Origin of the sequence: Gordonia pseudamarae (genome assembly GCF_025273675.1) — a bacterium.
In the GTDB taxonomy this organism is placed as follows: Bacteria; Actinomycetota; Actinomycetes; order Mycobacteriales; family Mycobacteriaceae; genus Gordonia; species Gordonia pseudamarae.
The window spans coordinates 3,779,077-3,798,862 of the sequence record NZ_CP045809.1 but is presented as its reverse complement, the minus strand read 5'-3'; the positions used below and the strand labels follow the sequence as shown (position 1 = coordinate 3,798,862).

General features: G+C 66.0%; 21 protein-coding genes. 11 read left to right on the top strand and 10 right to left on the bottom strand.

Annotated elements, in window-relative coordinates:
* Positions 1-9: 9 nt before the first annotated feature.
* The 3 genes from GII31_RS16910 to GII31_RS16900 are packed head-to-tail and all read right to left on the bottom strand — an operon-like array spanning position 10 to position 2,749.
* A complete protein-coding gene (locus GII31_RS16910; protein WP_246221926.1) occupies positions 10-798 on the bottom strand; it encodes an ABC transporter ATP-binding protein in 789 nt (262 codons plus the stop codon).
* On the bottom strand, positions 774-1,664 hold the full coding sequence (locus GII31_RS16905) for an ABC transporter permease (protein WP_213244542.1): 891 nt from the start codon (positions 1,662-1,664) through the stop codon (positions 774-776). Before GII31_RS16905 ends, GII31_RS16910 begins: the two co-directional genes overlap by 25 nt.
* The gene (locus GII31_RS16900; protein WP_260840059.1) at positions 1,661-2,749 is read right to left on the bottom strand and encodes an ABC transporter substrate-binding protein; all 1,089 of its coding nucleotides are present in this window, start codon (positions 2,747-2,749) and stop codon (positions 1,661-1,663) included. The genes GII31_RS16905 and GII31_RS16900 overlap by 4 nt, the downstream gene beginning before the upstream one ends.
* Positions 2,750-3,067: 318 nt before the next feature.
* Between GII31_RS16900 and GII31_RS16895 the strand changes: the two genes are divergently transcribed.
* Positions 3,068-3,922, top strand: a complete 855-nt coding sequence (locus GII31_RS16895) for an LLM class F420-dependent oxidoreductase (protein WP_213244540.1) — start codon at positions 3,068-3,070, stop codon at positions 3,920-3,922.
* Between the two features lie 16 nt (positions 3,923-3,938).
* Here GII31_RS16895 and GII31_RS16890 read toward each other — a convergent pair whose 3' ends face one another.
* Both GII31_RS16890 and GII31_RS16885 read right to left on the bottom strand, forming a co-directional pair.
* A complete protein-coding gene (locus GII31_RS16890) occupies positions 3,939-4,652 on the bottom strand; it encodes an SIMPL domain-containing protein (RefSeq protein WP_213244539.1) in 714 nt (237 codons plus the stop codon).
* Positions 4,653-4,686: 34 nt separating this feature from the next.
* The gene (locus tag GII31_RS16885) at positions 4,687-5,091 is read right to left on the bottom strand and encodes a phage holin family protein (RefSeq protein WP_213244538.1); all 405 of its coding nucleotides are present in this window, start codon (positions 5,089-5,091) and stop codon (positions 4,687-4,689) included.
* 300 nt (positions 5,092-5,391) lie between these two features.
* Here GII31_RS16885 and infA point away from each other — a divergent pair, with 300 nt between their 5' ends.
* The 8 genes from infA (at position 5,392) to truA (ending at position 10,414) form a co-directional block, all read left to right on the top strand.
* The gene (infA, locus tag GII31_RS16880; protein ID WP_005187701.1) at positions 5,392-5,613 is read left to right on the top strand and encodes a translation initiation factor IF-1; all 222 of its coding nucleotides are present in this window, start codon (positions 5,392-5,394) and stop codon (positions 5,611-5,613) included.
* Positions 5,614-5,775: 162 nt separating this feature from the next.
* Complete coding sequence (gene rpmJ / locus GII31_RS16875; RefSeq protein ID WP_040515091.1) at positions 5,776-5,889, top strand: 50S ribosomal protein L36; 114 nt, start codon at positions 5,776-5,778, stop codon at positions 5,887-5,889.
* A 233-nt stretch (positions 5,890-6,122) separates the two neighbouring features.
* Positions 6,123-6,491, top strand: a complete 369-nt coding sequence (rpsM, locus tag GII31_RS16870) for a 30S ribosomal protein S13 (protein ID WP_005187704.1) — start codon at positions 6,123-6,125, stop codon at positions 6,489-6,491.
* On the top strand, positions 6,491-6,898 hold the full coding sequence (rpsK, locus tag GII31_RS16865) for a 30S ribosomal protein S11 (protein WP_005187705.1): 408 nt from the start codon (positions 6,491-6,493) through the stop codon (positions 6,896-6,898). Before rpsM ends, rpsK begins: the two co-directional genes overlap by 1 nt.
* A 23-nt stretch (positions 6,899-6,921) precedes the next feature.
* On the top strand, positions 6,922-7,527 hold the full coding sequence (gene rpsD, locus GII31_RS16860; RefSeq protein WP_213244537.1) for a 30S ribosomal protein S4: 606 nt from the start codon (positions 6,922-6,924) through the stop codon (positions 7,525-7,527).
* 90 nt (positions 7,528-7,617) lie between these two features.
* Positions 7,618-8,670, top strand: a complete 1,053-nt coding sequence (locus tag GII31_RS16855; protein WP_213244536.1) for a DNA-directed RNA polymerase subunit alpha — start codon at positions 7,618-7,620, stop codon at positions 8,668-8,670.
* Between the two features lie 92 nt (positions 8,671-8,762).
* Complete coding sequence (gene rplQ, locus GII31_RS16850) at positions 8,763-9,470, top strand: 50S ribosomal protein L17, sunset domain variant (protein ID WP_213244535.1); 708 nt, start codon at positions 8,763-8,765, stop codon at positions 9,468-9,470.
* An 89-nt stretch (positions 9,471-9,559) separates the two neighbouring features.
* Positions 9,560-10,414 (top strand): tRNA pseudouridine(38-40) synthase TruA, encoded by an 855-nt coding sequence (gene truA, locus GII31_RS16845; protein WP_213244534.1) that lies wholly within the window; start codon positions 9,560-9,562, stop codon positions 10,412-10,414.
* A 123-nt stretch (positions 10,415-10,537) separates the two neighbouring features.
* On the opposite strand, the gene GII31_RS16840 is transcribed toward truA, so the two are convergent.
* Entirely contained in the window at positions 10,538-11,626 is a 1,089-nt protein-coding gene (locus tag GII31_RS16840) for an alpha/beta fold hydrolase (RefSeq protein WP_213244533.1), read from the bottom strand.
* Positions 11,627-12,455: 829 nt separating this feature from the next.
* On the opposite strand from GII31_RS16840, the gene GII31_RS16835 reads away from it, so the two are divergent.
* Entirely contained in the window at positions 12,456-13,136 is a 681-nt protein-coding gene (locus tag GII31_RS16835; RefSeq protein WP_213244532.1) for a hypothetical protein, read from the top strand.
* A gap of 514 nt (positions 13,137-13,650) precedes the next feature.
* Here the strand turns inward: GII31_RS16835 and GII31_RS16830 are convergent.
* The 4 genes from GII31_RS16830 to GII31_RS16815 form a co-directional block, all read right to left on the bottom strand.
* Complete coding sequence (locus GII31_RS16830; RefSeq protein ID WP_407649831.1) at positions 13,651-14,667, bottom strand: alpha/beta hydrolase; 1,017 nt, start codon at positions 14,665-14,667, stop codon at positions 13,651-13,653.
* Positions 14,668-14,681: 14 nt separating this feature from the next.
* On the bottom strand, positions 14,682-16,574 hold the full coding sequence (locus GII31_RS16825) for an ABC transporter ATP-binding protein (protein WP_246221925.1): 1,893 nt from the start codon (positions 16,572-16,574) through the stop codon (positions 14,682-14,684).
* A 31-nt stretch (positions 16,575-16,605) separates the two neighbouring features.
* Positions 16,606-18,345, bottom strand: coding sequence for an ABC transporter ATP-binding protein (locus tag GII31_RS16820; RefSeq protein WP_213244530.1), 1,740 nt, complete (start codon positions 18,343-18,345; stop codon positions 16,606-16,608).
* Positions 18,346-18,494: 149 nt separating this feature from the next.
* On the bottom strand, positions 18,495-18,620 hold the full coding sequence (locus GII31_RS16815) for a hypothetical protein (RefSeq protein ID WP_260840058.1): 126 nt from the start codon (positions 18,618-18,620) through the stop codon (positions 18,495-18,497).
* Between the two features lie 451 nt (positions 18,621-19,071).
* Here GII31_RS16815 and GII31_RS16810 point away from each other — a divergent pair, with 451 nt between their 5' ends.
* Complete coding sequence (locus GII31_RS16810) at positions 19,072-19,716, top strand: hypothetical protein (protein WP_213244529.1); 645 nt, start codon at positions 19,072-19,074, stop codon at positions 19,714-19,716.
* Positions 19,717-19,786: the final 70 nt, after the last annotated feature.

Sequence of the window (19,786 nt, the reverse complement as noted above, 5' to 3'; positions counted from 1 at the left end):
TTCCGTCGGTCAGTGAGTGGTGATGTCGACGCCGAGCGCGGCGAGCAGGGCTTCGCGATGGGCGACGAACTCGGGGTCGCGCAGGGAGCGCAGGGGGCCGAGCGAATCGAGATCGCGGTCGGCGACGAACCGGCCGTTGTCCAGGACCAGGACCCGGTCCGCGAGGGTGATCGCCTCGTCGACGTCGTGGGTCACCAGCAGCACCCCCGGCCGGTACTTGCCGCACAATTCGCGGAGCAGGCCGTGCATGCGGATACGGGTGAGGGCGTCGAGCGCGCCGAAGGGCTCATCGGCGAGCAACAGCTCGGGTTGGCGCACGAGCGATCTGGCGAGTGCCACCCGTTGCTGTTCGCCGCCGGACAATTCGTTGGGCCAGGCCCGCATCCGGCCTTCGAGGCCGACGTCGGTGAGCGCGGTGCGCCCGGCGTCGGCGGCGTTGCGGCCCGACAGCCCGAGGGTGACGTTGGGCAGTACCCGTGACCACGGGAGCAGGCGCGAATCCTGGAACACCACGGACGAATTGCGGGCGACGAACAGGTCGCCGGTGCCGTCGACACCGACGTCGAGCCCGGCGACCGCGCGCAGCAACGTGGACTTGCCGCTGCCGCTGCGGCCGAGCAGGGCCACGAACTCACCGCGCGCGATGGTCAGGTCGATCTCGTCGAGGACGGTGCGCTCGCCGAACCGGCGGGTGAGCTTGTCGGCCACCAGAACCGGATCGTCGACCACTGCCCGGTGTGCCGCCGGTGTGGGTTGGTGCCCAGGAGAATCGATCAGCTGCCCAGTGACTTGCGCCATGTCAGTGCCCTCCGTTCGATGATGCGTACCACGGTGTCGCTCAGGAGACCGAACACGCCGTATACGACGAGTCCGACGACGACGATGTCGAGTTGCCCGTAGGTGCGGGCCTGGTCCATCAGATAGCCGATACCTTTGGTGGCGTTGATCTGTTCGACCACCACCAGTGCCAGCCACGAGGTGGTGACGGCCAGTCGCAGGCCGGTGAAGAAGCCGGGGATGGCGCCGGGTAAGGCGACCCGCCGGATGAACTCGAGTCGGGAAAGACCCACGGTCTGAGCGAGTTCGACGTGCCGCAGATCCACGCCACGCAACTGGGCGTGGGTATTGATGTAGATCGGGACCAGCACGGCCAGGGCGATGATGGTGATCTTCATGGTGTCGCCGATGCCGAACCACATGATCGCCAGCGGGATGATCGCCAGAGTGGGGATGGCGCGTTTGATCTGCACCGGCCCGTCGAGCAGGGCCTCTCCGAGTCGGCTCAGGCCGGCGACCAGCGCCATCACCAGGCCGGCGAGTACGCCGATCACCAAGGAGATCGAGGCCAGCTTGAGCGAGGCGAGAATGTTGTCGGGGAGCCGGCCGTCGGACCACAGGTCGGCGCCCGTCTCGGCGATCGTCCAGGGGGCGGGCAGCGTGCGTTCGTCGATGAACCCGGTGGCCGAACCGATGAACCAGATCGCCACCAGCAGCGCCGGTCCCAGCAGCCAGCCGCCGCGGATCGGGTTTCCCGGGCCGAGCCTTCGCCGTGGCGCGCCGGTGCGATGTTCGAGGCCCGGATAGTCGTCCGACCTGTCGGTGTCGCGTGGTGGGGCGGTGTTTTGGTTGCGGGACAGACTGTTCCGCGCGACTGTGGTGGTCATCGGATGACTCCCGATTCACTCGGCGCGCCCGATTCCTTCTTGGCGTCCTCGATCACTGGGGTGAAGCGGAGATCGAAATCGTCTGCTGCGCGCACCTTCTTGGGCAACTGGCCGGCGTTGTCGAGAACGTCGATGGTGGCCTGCTGGCGTTCGATCAGCGCGTCGTCGAGCGGCGGGAAGGCGACGGTGCCGGTGCTGCGCAGGATGCGCCGGCCGTCGTCGGCGGTGACGTTCTGATTATTGACGTAGTACTGCTCGATCCACTCGGCCGGATGGGTGTTGGCCCACTGGTATGCCTTGATGACCACGCCCACGAGGTGGCGCAGCGCGGCGGCCTTGGCCGGGTCGGTCAGTGATTCGCCGCGGGCGTACACGTAGCTCAGGCCCTCCGAGACCCGGCCGAGGCTGTTCGGATCGACCGTCGAGGCGCCGTCACGACCGAAATCGCGCAGGTAGCGGGTCAGTCGCGGCTCGTTCAATGGTGCCACATCAACCTGATTGGCGCCCAGTGCATCCGAGAACTCCGCGAGTTTCAGCTTGACCAGCCGGACATCCCTGACCTCAAGTCCGGCATTGGCCAGGGCACGCAGTACCACGGCCTGCTGGGCGGTACCCTCGGCGTAGGCGATCTTCTTGCCGCGCAGATCGGTGGCGGTCTTCACATCCGCCCCCGGGGCGGTGGCCAGATCGTAGGTGGTGAGGCTGTTCTGCAGCGCCAGCACGATCGGTACCTTCTGATCGGTGAGTTGCGCGTGGATCGGGGGCACGTCACCGACTCCCGCGATATCGGCGGTGCCGGCGCGGAACGACTCGAGGACGGCGGGCCCGCCGGTGAAGTTGGCGTATTCCAGCTTGTAGGGCAGGTCCTTGTCGAGACCGGATGCGGCGAAAAGGGTTTGGTACTTGTTCTGTTGGTCGGCCCACACGATCGTGGTTCCGGCGGGGATCTCGGTGGGCAGATCCTTGCTCAGGTCCACCCCGTGGTCGTCGGAGGAGCCGCAGGCGGTGAGGACCAGCGCGATGATCGCGAGGAGGGCTGACAGGATCGGGAGGGTGGCGGATCGGGTGTTCCGGCTGATGCGCACGGTGTTCGCTCGCTTCGGTGTTGACGAATCAGGGTGGTGAAAGCAGTCGGGGCACGGCCAAGCGGTGCGCCCGATAACTCGGGTAAGAGTGCCAACACGGCCGTGCACACCCAACGGTTGGATTCGGGCTGAGAAATAGTCGCCCCCAAGGAATGAGAACGTGCGATCCTGCGTTGACCCGGATCGGCTGCGGGCGCAGAAGACCCCGGAACGGCCCGGTTCGTCGGGAGCGGTGCCGGGGGCCAAGGCGTGTCCGCCACATACGGGTGGCCCCACACACGGGCCACCCGCATACAGGGAACGACGAAGGGAACCCCGATGTCCGGTGATGATGACCTGAGCTCGCGGGCGGCACACAAGAAGCGGTTCGGCACATACGGTGTCTGGGGCGGATTTGCGCAGTTCTCCGCCGACGAGGTGGCCCGGTTCGAGCGACTCGGGCTCGGCACCGTCTGGCTCGGCGGGTCACCGGCGCACCTGCGGCCGGTGCGAAAAGTGCTCCAAGCCACCGAGAACATCACCGTCGCCACGGGCATCGTCAACATCTGGAACACCGACCCCGCGGTGATCGCGGGCGAGTTCCGGGCGCTGGACGAGGACTTTCCGGGCCGCTTCTACCTCGGTCTGGGCGCCGGTCATCCCGAGGCCACCTCGGAGTACACGAAACCGTATGAGGCACTGACCGACTACCTCGACGTGCTCGATGCCGAAGGGGTTCCGCGCGATCGACGGGTGCTCGCCGCGCTCGGGCCGCGGGTGCTGAGACTGTCGGCGCGGCGTGCCCTCGGCGCGCATCCCTACCTGGTGCCGGCGGCCCACTCGCGGGTTGCCCGCGAGATCCTCGGGCCGGAGGCGTTGCTCGCCCCGGAACACAAGGTGGTCCTCGACGCCGACCCGGTCTCGGCGCGAGCGGTGGGCAGGCCGCCGGTCGATCAGCCCTACCTGCACCTGGTCAACTACACGAACAACCTGCGCCGGCTCGGATACACCGACGCCGACATTGGTGCCGGCGGCAGCGACTCGCTCATCGACGCGCTGGTGGCGCACGGAGATGCGGCCGACGTCAAGAAGCAGATCGACGAGCACCTGGCCGGTGGCGCCGACCACGTCGCCATCCAGATCCTCGGTTCGTCGGCACCCGCCGAACAACTCGCCGCGATCCTGGGGGCCTGAGCGGGTCCCGGCCGGGCTACGTGAGTGTGAACGACACCGTGACCGTGAAGGTGAGGGTCTGTTGTCCGGGGGAGATGAGAACCGCGGCGTCGAGAGCGCTCTCGCGGGCATAGTTCTTGGGGGAGGCGCCGCTGACCTGCTCGTCGATCGAGAGCACCGGGCCGAGCTTGTCCCCGGACAGGGACGCGTACTGTTCGGCGCGGGTGCGGGCGTCGGTGAAGGCGCGGGTGCGGGCCTGTTCGAGCAGGTCGGCGTCGTCGTCGATGGACAGGCCGACGCTGGTGATACGGGTGTTGTCGCCACCGGCGTCGACGGCCGCGCTCAATGCCACGGAGGCGGTGCCGACGTCGCGGACCTTGATGGTGAGCGTATTGGCGGCGGTGTACCCGCCGATACCCGACACCTGCCCCGGTCCCGGGCTGGTGTGTCGCGGGGACAGCGAGACCTGCTGGGTCTGCACGTCTTCGGCCTTGACGCCGACCTTGACCACGGCGTCGGTGACGGCCTTGATCTTGGTGTTGGCCTCGTTCAGGGCTGTCGACACGTCGTCGCCCTCGGCCTCGACGCCCACCACCGCGGTGACGGTGTCGGGGACACCGGTGACCTCGCCGGTGCCGATGACGGTGACCCTGCGGGGTTCGTCGCCGGCGGAACCGTCGTCGCCACAACCGGCGAGCAGTCCCGCCGCGACAACCGGAACCGACAGCAGGATCAGCGGACGTGTGGTCATCGGGCGCCTTCGGACGATTCGGATGACACCGACCCTATCGGTCGGCCCACCGCCACGGGTCCTCTTTCAGCGTCAGGTCGAGGATCCAGCTGACGATCGAGACGACGATCGCGCCGAGGATCGCCGACCAGAAGAAATCGTCCACGGCCAGCCCCCAGTGGGTGGTGTTACGCGTGATCCAGGCCGTCAGCTCCAGCATCAGCGCGTTGATCGCGATGTGCACGAGCCCGATGGTGAGGATGTACAGCGGGATCGCGAACAATTGCACGACAGGTTTGACGACCGCGTTGACCAGGCCGAAGATGATCGCCACGACAACGACGATGCCGATCTTCTCCCACGTCTCGTCGCCACCGACGAAGTCGAGGCCGGGCACGATCAGCGTCGCTATCCACAGGGTGATCGCCGTCAGCGCGGTGCGCACCAGAAACTGCTGCATCAGCCAAGTGTGCCAGGCCGACGCCCGCGCGTGCAGGCCGGATCGCCGGTCGCGCCCGCGGAGCTTTCTCGTGGCGGACGCCGCTTCGGCGTCGCATTTGGACCCGATAGCGCACTAGGCGTAACATGGATCGTCGGTGCGCGTCGCGTGCCCGGTTTTCGCGTGTCATCGCTCCGGCGGCGGCTCGTGGCCGGGGAGGCGCACCACGGTGGTCTCCGGCAGCGGAGTGCCATCACCCTAACGGATAGACATGGATTCAACCGGGCTTGCGGGCAATCGCACGCCAGGATCGCGGAGGATATGGCGAAGAAAGACGGGGCCATCGAGGTCGAGGGGCGTGTTGTCGAACCTCTGCCCAATGCGATGTTCCGCATTGAGCTGGAGAACGGACATAAGGTCCTCGCCCACATCAGCGGCAAGATGCGGCAGCACTACATCCGCATCCTGCCTGAGGATCGGGTGGTCGTTGAGCTTTCGCCCTACGACCTCGGACGTGGCCGAATCGTGTACCGGTACAAGTAATCGGGTCTGGTAGTCACACCACTGGACCGCCCAGCCGGTCTGGTGGGCAGGAAGGCGTGTCCGGTCTGGACTGACGAGCGAGGGGGAGCTTGCGATCCCGAGCGAGGAGGGAAGACCGGACTCAAGCCCGACGCCCAGCAGGCCCATGTTAAGGAGCGAGACGTGAAGGTTCAGCCGAGCGTCAAGCCGATCTGCGAGAAGTGCAAAGTGATCCGCCGCAACGGCCGGGTCATGGTGATCTGCGACAACCTGCGCCACAAGCAGCGTCAGGGCTGATCACAGCACCACTCGTGGTCGCTTGAGACACACAACTGAATACGCAAGAACTGAGTTAGGCACGACCAGAGCTGAACAGACTTTTGTGAAGCCCTCCCAGCACCAGCGTCGGCATACGCCGCAGGCGCCCACCCCCGGTTCAGAGGCCGGGGCCCGATACGGATTCACCACGGAATCCGCACAGGCGGGACGGACTGGGAGCAGACCTCTGACAAGTAAAGGAATCACGCCACATGGCACGTGTTGCTGGTGTGGATCTTCCCCGCGAAAAGCGGCTGGAGATCGCACTCACGTACATCTACGGAGTTGGTCGCACCACCTCCAAGGAGATCCTGGCCGCCACCGGCCTGAGCGCCGACCTGCGCGCCAAGGATCTGACCGACGCAGACATCTCTAAGCTGCGCGAGTACATCGAAGCCTCGGTGAAGGTCGAGGGTGACCTGCGCCGCGAGGTCCAGGCCGACATCCGTCGCAAGATCGAGATCGGCTGCTACCAAGGCCTGCGCCACCGTCGTGGTCTGCCGGTCCGCGGACAGCGCACCAAGACCAATGCCCGCACTCGTAAGGGCCCGAAGAAGACCATCGCCGGGAAGAAGAAGTAATGCCTCCGAAGTCACGCGCCGCAGGCCCCAAGAAGGGCACACGCCGTCGGGATAAGAAGAACGTCCCGCACGGCAACGCACACATCAAGTCGACGTTCAACAACACCATCGTCTCGATCACCGACCCCAACGGCAACGTGATCAGCTGGGCGTCGTCGGGTCACGTGGGCTTCAAGGGTTCGCGTAAGAGCACCCCGTTCGCCGCGCAGCTCGCCGCCGAGAACGCCGCCCGCAAGGCGCAGGAACACGGCGTCAAGAAGGTCGACGTGTTCGTCAAGGGACCGGGTTCGGGTCGCGAGACCGCCATCCGGTCGTTGCAGGCCGCCGGCCTTGAGGTCGGCACCATCTCCGATGTCACCCCGCAGCCGCACAACGGTTGCCGTCCGCCCAAGCGGCGTCGGGTCTAAGCGGGAAAGGAACAGAGAAACTCATGGCTCGTTATACCGGCCCCGCCACCAAGAAGTCTCGTCGTCTGCGTGTCGATCTCATCGGCGGAGACCAGGCGTTCGAACGTCGCCCCTACCCGCCCGGCCAGCACGGCCGCGCGCGGATCAAGGAGAGCGAGTACCTGCTCCAGCTGCAGGAGAAGCAGAAGGCCCGCTTCACCTACGGCATCCTGGAAAAGCAGTTCCGCCGCTACTACGAGGAAGCCAACCGTCGCTCCGGCAAGACCGGTGACGAGCTGCTGCGCATCCTCGAGACGCGTCTCGACAACGTCGTGTACCGCTCCGGCATCGCCCGGACCCGTCGCCAAGCCCGCCAGCTGGTCAGCCACGGCCACTTCACCGTCAACGGTGTGAAGGTCGATGTGCCCAGCTACCGCGTCAGCCAGTACGACATCATCGATGTCCGGCCGAAGTCGCTGGCCACCACGCCGTTCCAGATCGCCAAGGAGCTCGTCGGCGATCGTCCGGTTCCGGGCTGGCTGCAGGTGGTTCCGTCGACGCTGCGGATCCTGGTGCACAACGTTCCCGAGCGCGCCCAGATCGAGATCCCGATCTCCGAACAGCTCATCGTCGAGTTCTACTCCAAGTAGTCCTCAGATCGCTACAGCCTTACAGCACAAGCTGTTCGGTCCACTTCTAGGCCGTCAAATAGCGGTCGGCCATAGGGAGAAATCCACCAGATGCTCATCTCACAGCGACCTGCCCTCACCGAAGAGATCGTCGCCGAGAATCGGTCGAAGTTCGTCATCGAACCGCTCGAACCCGGTTTCGGCTACACCCTCGGTAACTCGCTGCGCCGTACCCTGCTCTCGTCGATCCCGGGCGCTGCCATCACCAGCATCCGCATCGACGGTGTCCTGCACGAGTTCACCACCGTCCCCGGCGTGAAGGAGGATGTCACCGACATCATCCTGAACCTCAAGGGCCTCGTGGTGAGCTCCGAGGAAGACGAGCCGGTCACCATGTACGTGCGCAAGCAGGGGCCGGGCACCGTGACCGGCGCCGACATCGTGCCCCCGGCCGGTGTCACCGTGCACAACCCCGATCTGCACATCGCCACCCTCAATGACAAGGGCAAGCTCGAAATCGAGCTCGTCGTCGAGCGTGGCCGCGGTTATGTTCCCGCGGTGCAGAACAAGGCGTCGGGTGCCGAGATCGGCCGGATTCCGGTCGACTCGATCTACTCGCCGGTCCTGAAGGTCACCTACAAGGTCGAGGCCACCCGCGTCGAGCAGCGCACCGACTTCGATCGGCTCGTGCTCGACGTCGAGACCAAGAACTCGATCAGCGCACGCGATGCGCTGGCGTCGGCGGGCAAGACCCTCGTCGAGCTGTTCGGGCTCGCCCGGGAGCTCAACGTGGAGGCCGAGGGCATCGAGATCGGGCCGTCGCCGGCCGAAGCGGATCACATCCAGTCGTTCAGCCTGCCGATCGAGGAGCTCGAGCTCACCGTCCGGTCGTACAACTGCCTCAAGCGCGAAGGTGTGCACACCGTCGGCGAGCTGGTTGCCCGCACCGAGTCGGACCTGCTCGACATCCGCAACTTCGGCCAGAAGTCGATCGATGAGGTGAAGGTCAAGCTGCACGCGCTGGGTCTGTCGCTCAAGGACAGCCCGGCCAGCTTCGACCCGTCGCAGGTCGCCGGTTACGACCCGGCCACCGGCACGTGGTCGGACGATGCCACGTTCAGCGATGAAGGCGGCGAGGATTTCGCAGAGACCGAACAACTCTGACCGAACAGCGCTGGGGGCTGTAGCCCACCATCAGAACCCGTGACTCGAGGTCTTCGGAAAAGATCGAGAGTCGTCTCTTCTAGGAGATAGCAATGCCCAAGCCCACAAAGGGTGCCCGCCTCGGCGGGTCGGCGAGCCATCAGAAGGCGATCTTGGCGAACCTCGCCACCTCGCTCTTCGAGCACGGCCGCATCACCACCACCGAAGCCAAGGCCAAGCGGTTGCGCCCGTACGCCGAGAAGCTGATCACGCACGCCAAGCACGGCAAGCTCGCCAACCGTCGTGAGGTCCTCAAGGTCATCCGTGACAAGGACATCGTGCACGTGCTGTTCGAGGAGATCGGTCCGTCGTACGCCGATCGCAACGGCGGCTACACCCGCATCATCAAGACGCTGAACCGCAAGGGCGACAACGCCCCCATGGCAGTGATCGAGCTGGTGACCGGTGAGACTGTGTCGACCGAGGCCAACCGCGCCAACCGCGCGGCCGCGTCCAAGGCCGCCGAGGCGCAGAAGGCGGCCGAGGCCACCGACGCCCCCGAGTCCGAGGAGACCGCCGCTCCGGTGGGTCTGCTCGACACCTCGGAGGCTCCCGCGGCCACCGGTTCGCACGCCCCGCTCGAGGACGGATCGCAGCCGGAGGGCTTCCCGATCAAGGGCAACGAGAGCTCCAAGCTCTACCACCGCCCCGGCACCCGGTTCTACGACTCGACGGTCGCCGAGGTCTGGTTCGCCACTGACGCCGATGCCGAGGCCGCGGGTTACTCGCTGCCGCCGAGCCAGCAGGAGTCGGAAGACTGAGCAGCAACGCTGCCCACGAACCCGTCGTCACCTCAGGTGACGACGGGTTCGTTGTGTGTGGGATCAGCGGGGATACGCAACGAGGCCCGGTGAATCAGCTCAGCGGGTTAGTCCGTCTGCGGCTCGATGTGGGTTACGACGGAACGGATTTCGCGGGCTGGGCGCGGCAGACCGATCAGCGGACGGTATGCGCGGTCCTCGAAGACACCCTGGCGATGGTGTTGCGGGTGCCGGTGCGGCTTACCGTCGCCGGCCGCACCGATGCGGGAGTACACGCCACCGGGCAGGTATGCCACGCGGACATCCCGGAGTCGGCCCTCGACACCCGCAGCATCGCGGGCGATCCGTCGATGCTCGTCGGAAGGCTGGGCAAGATGCTGCCCGACGATGTGCGGGTCAAGGAGATCCACCGGGTGCCCGCCGACTTTGATGCCCGCTTCTCGGCGTTGCGACGGCACTACGAGTACCGGCTTACCGATGCCCGGTGGGGTGCCGAACCGGTGGTCGCCCGCACCACAGCCGCGTGGCGTCGGCCGCTCGACGTCGACGCGATGAACGCCGCATCACAGACTTTGTTGGGGCTCAACGATTTCGCCGCATTCTGCCGGCGACGTGAGGGCGCCACCACCATCCGCGAGCTGCAACGCTTTACCTGGCGCCGCGACGACGACGGTGTGCTGGTCGGATCGGTGAGCGCCGACGCGTTCTGCTGGTCGATGGTCCGCTCCCTGGTCGGCGCCGTCGCCAGTGTCGGAGACGGCCGTCGCGACATCGGCTGGTGCCGACGGTTGCTCGGTGCGACTGAACGCAACCAGCAAGTACCTGTCGCAGAGGCCCGCGGATTGTGCCTGATCGGTGTCGACTATCCCGCCGACGCCGAACTCTCGGCTCGCAACGCGATCACGCGTGACGTGCGAACTCCCGGTGGCTGCTGCGGCACCTGAACCCTTGCCGCCCACCGTGCCGGTTGAGGCGCGAGGAGCACGAGTGACGAGCCTGGACCGACGGGTGGGTCGCCTTCCGGCCGCCGCCGCGGATATTCGGAATCGCCCGGCTGAATCGGTGGGTCAGGTGGCGCTGCGCTCGTCCTCGAACGCTTCGAGCACCTCGTCGATGGTCTCCTCGTCACCTTCGAAGTCGGCGGTCTGAGCGCCTCCCGAACTCATCAGTTCACGCCACATGAGCGGATCGAAATCCAGCGGTGTGGTGCGTTCGATGAAGTCGATGAGGGTGCGGGTGAAGCGTTCGGGATCGTCGTGGAACGGGAAGTGACCGGAGCCCTCGAAGGTGACGAGCTCCGAATGCGGGATGACGGTGTTGGTGATGATCGCGTGATGGTAGGGGATGACGGTGTCCTCGTCGCCCCAGAGCACCAGCATCGGCAGGCGTTCGGTGAGATAACAACGGTCGAGCATGGTGACCGACTGCCCGCGCCAGTCGACGACGGCGTGCAGAGTCCGCAGGAACGCCTTGGAAGCGCCCGGGTCGGCGAGTCCGCTCACAACCCGCAGTAGGTCGTCGTGGTCCTTGAGCGCCCCGCTCGGTGACCAGCCGGCGGGGACACCGGGCAGACGGGGTGCATCGGCCAGCTTGTCGACGCCCCAGCGCACTGCGGGCAGTACGCCGGGAATCCGGAGCATGGCCAGGAGTTCGCCGGCTCCGGGCAGGGTCACCATCCGCAGGACGGGGTTGACCTCGCGCATCACCCCACCCGCCGCGACCAGCACGAGCCGTTCGACGAACCGGGGGAACTGGTAGCAGAACTGCATGGCGACGCCGCCGCCAAGGGAATGGCCGATCACGGTGACCTTGGGGATACCGAGTACCACCAGCAGGTCACGCATACCGTTGGCGAAAGCGGCCACCGAATAGTCGGCGCGCGGCTTGTCGGACTGGCCGTGGCCGAGCAGGTCGGGAGCGATCACGGTGTAGTGCTGAGCCAACGTGGGAATGATCTCGTCCCAGGTGGACGAGTTGTCGCCGATGCCGTGGATCAACAACAACGCGGGGCCGCCGCCGGCGATCCGGAACGCGCGCCGGTAGCCGTGCACCGTCCGGTACTCGATCCGGATCCGGGTGTCGGAGACGGGACGGAGGTTGGGCGCGCCGGGTCGGGTGCCGGGTGGCGGGGTGTGGGGCTTGTCGGGGCCGGGCACGGTGACTCCTCGGTGAGCGGCGTCGCGGGCTGGCTGGATGTGGCACCGGATGCGACGTTTCCGGCGTCCACCCGACAGTCAACCGTATGTTCGCCGGATATGCGCGCCGAAGTCGTCCAGGAGCAACCGGGTGGTGGGCAAACGCTCAACGGGGCCGGGTTCGTGCTCGGGCGGCGCTGGGACGGCTTGTGGCGCGACCATTGTGGAGTCGTGATTACCGCGTGATATTAGTTTAGTTAAAGAAGGATTTGCGACAGGAATATACTGAAAAGCTCGTGATGGTGCCGGTAGTGCAGCCCGATCGGCGGGTGTCAACAGATGGTCCCGTGATTCTTGATCAGTGTTCTGCGCACACTATGGGCGCCCGGCGTTGCCACCATCTCGTTCGCATTTCACACATACGAAGAGAGAGAACGGATTCGATGTTCAGAATCCGTTCTCTCTCTGGTGGATCGAAAACTAGTCGCCCGACGAACCGCCGCCGTCGATGAGGCCGCCGACGATGCTGCCGACGATGTCGCCGATGATGTCGCCCTGGCTGGGAACGCCGCCTTCACGAAGTGCCATTATTGCTCCTTATAGGTGGGTGGTCATGGCCGATTCGGCCATGACCAGAAGTTAGCATAGAGGATCAGGAGTGTGCCAGCTTTTCGGATTTGTGGGTGGAACGACCACATATCGAGTCGTGATCGGGGCGCAATACACCGGGGGCGAGTTGGCAAACCTGCCGCTGTGTGGCCGGTCGTGGTTTAGTCTGCCCATCGGGACCCGAGGCCGTGGCGATCGGATCGGGCGAGGAACGGCGACGAGCCGAGATGGAGGTGGGCGGGTGAAGCCGACAGGCCGCGGGCCGATGGTGATCGGAGGCCATGACCGTGAGGTGAGTTGCCGGATGCTGGGTCCCGGCGACCGGGAACAGGTGGTGGATCTGGTGAGTGCTGCCTATCTGGAGTTGCCTGTGTACCGCTGGTTGTTCGGGGACGCGCTGTCGTATGAGTCTGCGCGCTGGCTGGCCGACATCCGGTGCGGTGTGCTGGAGTCGGGGGATGCGTTCGGCGCGTTCGACGCTTCGGGCGTGCTGGTCGGTGTCGTTCTGCTGCGGGTGCCGGGCCGTTCGCCCGCCCCGGCCTCCGAGGAACAAGTGGCATATACCAAGGCCTTTGTCACGGCGCATCCGGACTTTGCGCAACGGTACGCGGCCATGCGCGATGCCGACGCCGCGGTGTGGTCAAATCCTGAGGCCATCGACGTAAGCCTTGCGATCGTCAGCCCGAACACCCGCAATACCGGGGTGCTGTCGGCGCTTGTGCTGGAGGTTGGGGACCTCGCCGAGGCCCGCGGCGAATCGGTTGTGCTGCGGACCAACGATCCGGCGCTGGCCGACATGTACCGGCGCAAGTGGTCCTTGGCCGATCGTGGTGCCCACGCGCATGTTGCGGGCTTGACCGTGTGGACATTCGAGGTGGTCGCCGCCGACATTCCCGCGATCAAGGCCGGCCTGCGCGCATAGCTGATTCTGGTCGTCCACGACTCGCCGATTCTGGTCATACACGACAAGGCCGGTCACGCTCAGCGTGACCGGCCTTGTGTGCGGCATATCCAGAGGCTGAGGCTACTCCGAGCTCAGCCCCGACGTTCCTCACTCGGAGGAACTGTTGACAATCTGATCCGCGACGGCGCCGACGATGACCGTTGCGATTGCGCCACCGATGACGTCTGCCTTGTGAGCCATGTGGGTCTCCTCTGTGGGTAGCGATCCGGCCTGGATGGCCATGGGAAAGCTAACACCCACCAGCGGCCCGCTATATGACCCGGAACACACCAGCATGAAGGGTTATCAATTTGTGACAATATGGTTGTAATGGGGAGAGAGTGTGCAGCTCACAGGTGCTAGGAGAAGTGAACGCTGTTATTACACAATGATAACTTTCACGAAGGATTCAACTGTTGTATACGTGCTCCGGGGGCGACGATTCCGCCCCTCTCGCGGTCGATCGGCGAGAGGGGCGGGACAGAGAATCGTCTCAGCGCAGAGCCTGCTCGTAAAACGACCACGAACGGTGCAGCTGTGACTGCCAGTACAGCCACGAATGCGAGCCCGCGGGCTCGAGATCGACGGTCGCCGGAATCTTCAGCGTGCGCAGGCGCTGGGCGAGATTCTGGGTGCAGTACAACGACCCGCCCTCCAGGACGCCGCCCACCACGATCTGATCGGCCAGCGTCTTGGCGTCCGTGACGTAGCGGAAGTTGTCGTAGCGGCCGGGCAGACCCGAGCCGCTCGACAGGTAGAGTTTGAGACCACGCAACTTGTCCGCGTGCACCACCGGGTCATTGGCCCGCCACGCCGGACCGTCGAGCGGCCCCCACATGTTGGTCGCATCGCCGTTGCCCCGGGATTCGACGACGAGCCGGATGCTGCGCTGCCCGAAGGCGTCCGAGGTCTGGGCACAACCGCTGTAGGCGGCCACGGCCTTGTACAGGCCCTTGTGCTCGATCGCCAGGTTCAGAACCGACGTGGCCGACGACGAGATGCCGCCGATGGCATTGCGGCCGTTGGTGTTGAAGGTGGCGTCGATGACCGGTGGCAATTCCTTGCCGAGGAAGGTCGACCACTTGTACACACCCAGTTCGGGGTCGGGCTTCTGCCAGTCGGTGTAGTAACTGAACCGTCCCTTGTTGGGGATCACCACGTAGAGGTTCTTGTTCGCGGTGAACTTCTCGATGTCGGACTTGTTGAGCCAGTTGGCGTTGTCCTCGCCGCCACCGGCACCGTTGAGCAGATAGATAACCCCGCGCGGCCTGGACTGATCCTTCGGCTTGATGATTGTCAGCGGGATGTCGTTGTTCATCGACGGCGAATGCACGACGATGTCGGTGACCCGATCGGACGTGGAACCGGCGTCGACCAGCAGCGACGACGGATCGGCGGACGCGACCCCGGTCGCCGAGGACGCGATCAACGACAGTGCGGTGACCGCGGCGGCGATCGCCCCCACCCGGGCGAACGCAGTGACGGGACGCTGACCGATGCGTACTTTCAACACAAGACCTCCATCTATTCCCAGGGAACCGTCGTGTTGATACGGCCCAATACCTGTGTCGGTGTTTCGTCGTAACTGGCCCGGCGGGCCCCCCGAGTGCGCGAGGCGACGTCGGAGACATCCTCTTGCCTGTCTCGCTCGCATCGTTGAGCGTAGCTGCCCCCGGCGGCGATCAGATCACGATGGGTGCCACATTCGACCACCCGGCCGCCTTCAAGGACGACTATCTGGTCGGCGAGGGCCGCCGTGGCCAGGCGATGGGTGACCAGCAGGGTGGTGGTTCTGCTGCGCAAGCGCAGCAGTGCCCGCTGAATCAGCAGTTCGGTACGGGGATCGGCGGAGCTGGTCGCCTCATCGAGCACCAGGATCCGGGGCTGGGCCGCGATCGCTCGGGCCACGGTCACCAGCTGGAGTTCACCCGCGCTCAGGTTTCCGCCGTCATTGCCGACCGTCGTGTCCAGGCCCTCGGGCAGAACGGACACGATCTGGCCCACATGACTGTCGACGATGGCCTCGGCCAGGGCCAGTTCACGTGCCCCCGCATCGCTCTGGTCGTCGGTCTCGCGCAGCCCGTAGGCCACGTTGTCGCCGACGCTGCCGGTGAACAGCCACGGCTCCTGGGCGACGGCCGCGATCATCGAGCGCGTCCCCGCCCTGCCCAGGTCGGTGACATCGGTGCCGTTGATCCGGATGCTGCCCGAATCGGGGGTGTAGAAGCACTGCAACAGGCTGGTCAGTGTGGTCTTGCCCGACCCGGTGGTTCCCACGATCGCCGTGGTGGTTCCCGGTGGCATCGAGAACGAGACCTCGTGCAGCACCCGGGCGCCGGGATCGTAGCCGAAACCGACGTTGTCGAACTCGATTCGCGGTGGACCCTCCGGCGAGACCGGCAGCTCGGCGGCGTCGACGGCCGGATCGGATTCCGCGGGAGTCTGCAGCAGGTCCCGCACCTGGCCCGCGGACACGGCACCGGACTGGATGCGTGGCAGGAAGCCCGCGAGTTCCTTGACCGATCCGGCCAGCTGAGAGGCGAAGACGACCACGACCTGTGCGGCGCCGAGGCTCAGGTCGCCGTTGATCACCTGCACACCGCCCACCACCGCGAGGATGAGATATACGATCGCGTTCATGCAGGTCAGGGCAGGAGCCAGAGTTCCGGCCGTCCACTGTGCCGACCGCATCGACGAGAACAGGGTGTCGTTGAGTGTGGTGAACCGCTCCCTCACGAGGTCATCGGCCTCATAGGCCTTGAGCATCTGCCGCGCGGTCAGCTCCTCCTCGAAACTTCCGGACAGCGACGAGGTGGCCTGCCACTGCCGCGTCAGGTTCGGCTTGGCGCGTTTGGCGACGACCATCGCGGCCACCGCCGAGACCGGCGCGGACAACAGGATGATCGCCGCCAGCAGTGGCGAGATCCAGAACAACACGACGGTGGTGAACACCGCGGTCAGCAGATTGGTCGGCAGTGAGACGAACAACGGCCCGAGCACCGTGGTGGCGTTGTCGATGTGGGTGGTGGCCTTGGCCATCAGCTCACCGCGTTTGGTCGACTCGGTGAACCCGATGGGGACCCGCGGGATCAGTTCGGACACCTTGGCGCGCAGCCTCGCGATCGACAGTTGCACGGTGGTGGTCAGCAGCAGCCCCTGGGTCAGCGTGCAGACATAGCTGATCAGGTAGATCGCGGCGGCCGCCACGATCAGGGTCCACAGCAGGTCCCAGTCCATCGCGCCCGATTCGGCGCCGACCGGTCCGGTGGTGCCGTCGACGATCACGTTGGTGGCGGCGCCCAGGATGATGGGGGTGGCGAGCGTGCCCACCGTGGCGAGAACGGCCAGGGCCGACACCGCCGCCATCCGCGGACGGCTCACCCGGATCTGCGTCAGCAGCCAGGCCAGTGTTCTCATTCCGGTCGTATCCTCCGGCGACGAGGTCTGCTCAGACACCGGCCACCGCCTGCGCATCGGCCAGTTCCCGGTACACGGTGGAATCGGCGAGCAGCGAACGATGCGTCCCGACGGCGACGATGCGGCCCGCCTCGATGACGGCGATCTGATCGGCGTTCCGTATCGACGAGACACGCTGGGTGCCGATCACGATGGTCGAGGTGGGGCATGCGGTCCGGATGGCTCGGACGATCGCCTGTTCGGTGTCGGTGTCAAGGGCGCTGAACGGCTCGTCGAGAACGAAGACGTCGGGACGGCGCAGAAGGGCCCTGGCAAGGGCCAGTCGCTGCCGTTGTCCACCGGAGAAGTTGCGGCCTGCGGGTGTGACCTGCGCGTCCAGGCCCCCGTCGCGTTCGCGGACGAAGCCTGCCGAGGCCAGGTCGAGGGCCTGCCACAGTTCGTCGTCGGTGGCGTCGGTCCGGCCGATACGCAGGTTGGTGGCGATGGTGCCGGTGATCAGGGACGTGCCGGCGGAGATGTAGGAGATTCTGGACCGGACCTCGGTGGGCGCGAAGTCGGTGGCGTCGGCGCCGTTCCAGCGGATGCTGCCCGCCGTGGGATCGATGAGTCGGGGCAGCAGTGCGAGCAGCGTCGACTTGCCGCTCGCGGTGCCGCCGATGATGCCGGTGGTCGATTGCGGCCGCAGGGTCAGGGAGATCGAGTCGAGCGCGGGGGATTCGGCACCGGCGTAGCGGAAGCCGACCCGGTCGAGGTCGATCAGCGGGGCCCGGTCGGTGACACCGCCGGCGGTCAGGCCCGCCGATTGGCCACCGGGGCCCGCACCGTCGATGGACGGCTCGCAATCGCGGATCTCGATGATGCGGGCGGCGCTCGCGCTGGCCCGTGGAATCACTCCGGCGACCACCGAGAGCGTCGAGACGGCGACGAGGATCTGCATCAGGTAGCCGCTGGTGGCGGTGAGCTGACCGATCCTCATCCAGCCGTGGTCGATGAAGATCGCCCCCAGTGCCGACACCGCGACCGTCGCGAGCCCCGAGACGAGGGTGACCGTGGGCAACAGCGCCGTCTGCCAGCGTCCCATCCGGAGCGCGACGGTGAACAGATCGGTGTTGGCCTCCTCGTAACGGGCCAGTTCGGTGCGTTCACGGCTGAATGCGCGGATCACCCGTTGTCCCGAAAGCTGTTCGCGGATGACCCGATTCAGGGCGTCGATGCGCTTCTGCAGGAGTGTGGCGGCGGGTATGAGTTGCCGGATGAACAGGCCGATACCCGCCGACAGGATGATTCCGGCGACGATGATGACCGGAGACAGACGCCACCCCTGCACAAGTGAGAGCACGGTGGCCCCGACCAGGATGAACGGGGCCGTGACCGCGACCGCGAGGACCGCGAACAACAGCACCTGCACGTTGGATACGTCACCGGTGGCGCGCGTGAGCAGGCTGGGGACGCCGAAACGGGATGCCTGGGCGTCCGACAGCAGGGCAACCCGGTCCCGGACCGATATCCGCAGCTCCCGTGCCATCGACGCGGAGATGTGCGCCGAGAGGTATGTCGCCGCGAGCGAGACCACGAGGTTGACCAGCGCCACGATCAGCATGTAGCCGCCGACGCGGTAGATGGTGCCGGTGTCGCCGGCCATGATGCCGTCGTCGATGATCCGGGCGTTGAGTGCGGGCTGTGCCAGCGCGGTGAAGGTGGCGGCGAGCTGACACAGCGCGAACAGCGCGACGAGCCGCCACCGCGGAGCCAGTGCTTCGGTGAAGAGCACCGACAAGGGCCTTCGCCGTGCTGTGTGGGTGTCCTGAACGGGATGCGCGGAGGCGCGACCGGTGTCTGTCATGGCCCTCTAACAATACGAACGAGCCGCCCCGCGTGTTGCGCGGGACGGCTCGATCCAGGTCGGCAGGTGTGCCCGGTTCAGGAACCGGTGCTGCCGGTTCCGCCGGCGTTGCCCGCGTCGCTGCTGCCGGCGCCGGTGAAGATGGCGTTGCCGATCTGCTGGATTGCGTCCTTGATGACGGTGTCGGGACCGATATCGGCCATGGTGTCGCTCCTGGTAGTTCGTGGGTTGCTAGGCGTAGGGATGAGCAGAATGGGCGGTCAGTGCGCCGTCGATCACCCCGGGTGGCTGGGGAGCCGGCGGATCAGGAGCCGGTGCCCTGCGAGCTGACGTCGCCTGCGACCGCCTGGACGGCCTGCGAGATGGTGGCGTTGAGGACCTCGTCCACGGTGTAGCCCATGTCATTGCTCCGATCTGGATGTGAAGAACGTCAGCAATCGCTACTTCGGATTGCGCAAGGCTAACCTAACATGGATGATCCCGTCAGAGTAAAGCGATGGTCATGGTGAGGTAAAGACAATGGCCCGCGGCATCTTCGGATGCGGCACTGGATGCATTCGGTTTACCGGTCTGAACTGCGGTGATGCCGCAGGTGTTCGCGTGGTGGGACTATGGATGAGATGAAGATCACGGACGGGACGAAACGGAGACGGCGTGTATACCTCGGAAGGCCTGACCACGCGGGCGATCAGACTCGACGATCGCGCGGAATGGGCCCGGGCAGTGGAGATCCTGGTCCAGGCCATCCCGGAGATTCCACACTTTCGATGGTTGATGGGTGATCTGATGTCCCCGCCGCTCGTCCGCTGGCTGGCCGAGGTCGTGTTGTCGCCGGCGCGCACCGAAGGCGTGCACGGCACGTTCGACGAATCGGGAGAGCTGTGTGCCGTGGTCGTGTGGTCCGCACCGGATCACCCCGCATATGCGCCCGACCCGGAGTTGATCGCGAAGGGGGCTGAACTGTTCGGGCGGGACGCCGGTTTCGTGGCGCGCTATCGGGAGAGCCAGGAGGCCGACGCCGAGACGTGGTCGGTGCCCGGTGCCCTCAACATCTCGATAGCGGCCGTCGCGAGCGACTACCGCCGGCGCGGAATACTCAGTGCCACAGTGGCGCCCGTGGTGGAGGAAAGTATCAGGCGCAACGTTCCGGGGGTGATCAGGACCGGTACGCGGGACCTCGCCGACGCCTACGCCAGACTGTTCGCGGCCGTCGAGCTCGGCAGCTATAAGCTCAGTGACGGGTCGACGGTCTGGGTACTCGAGGTGCCGGTCGGCGGGCGGGCACGGTCACCGCACTGACCCGCGGGCGAACAGCCAGGTCCGTCGGCAGCTGCCCGGCGTCGGCCGGGAAACGGCGATTGCGGCAGCA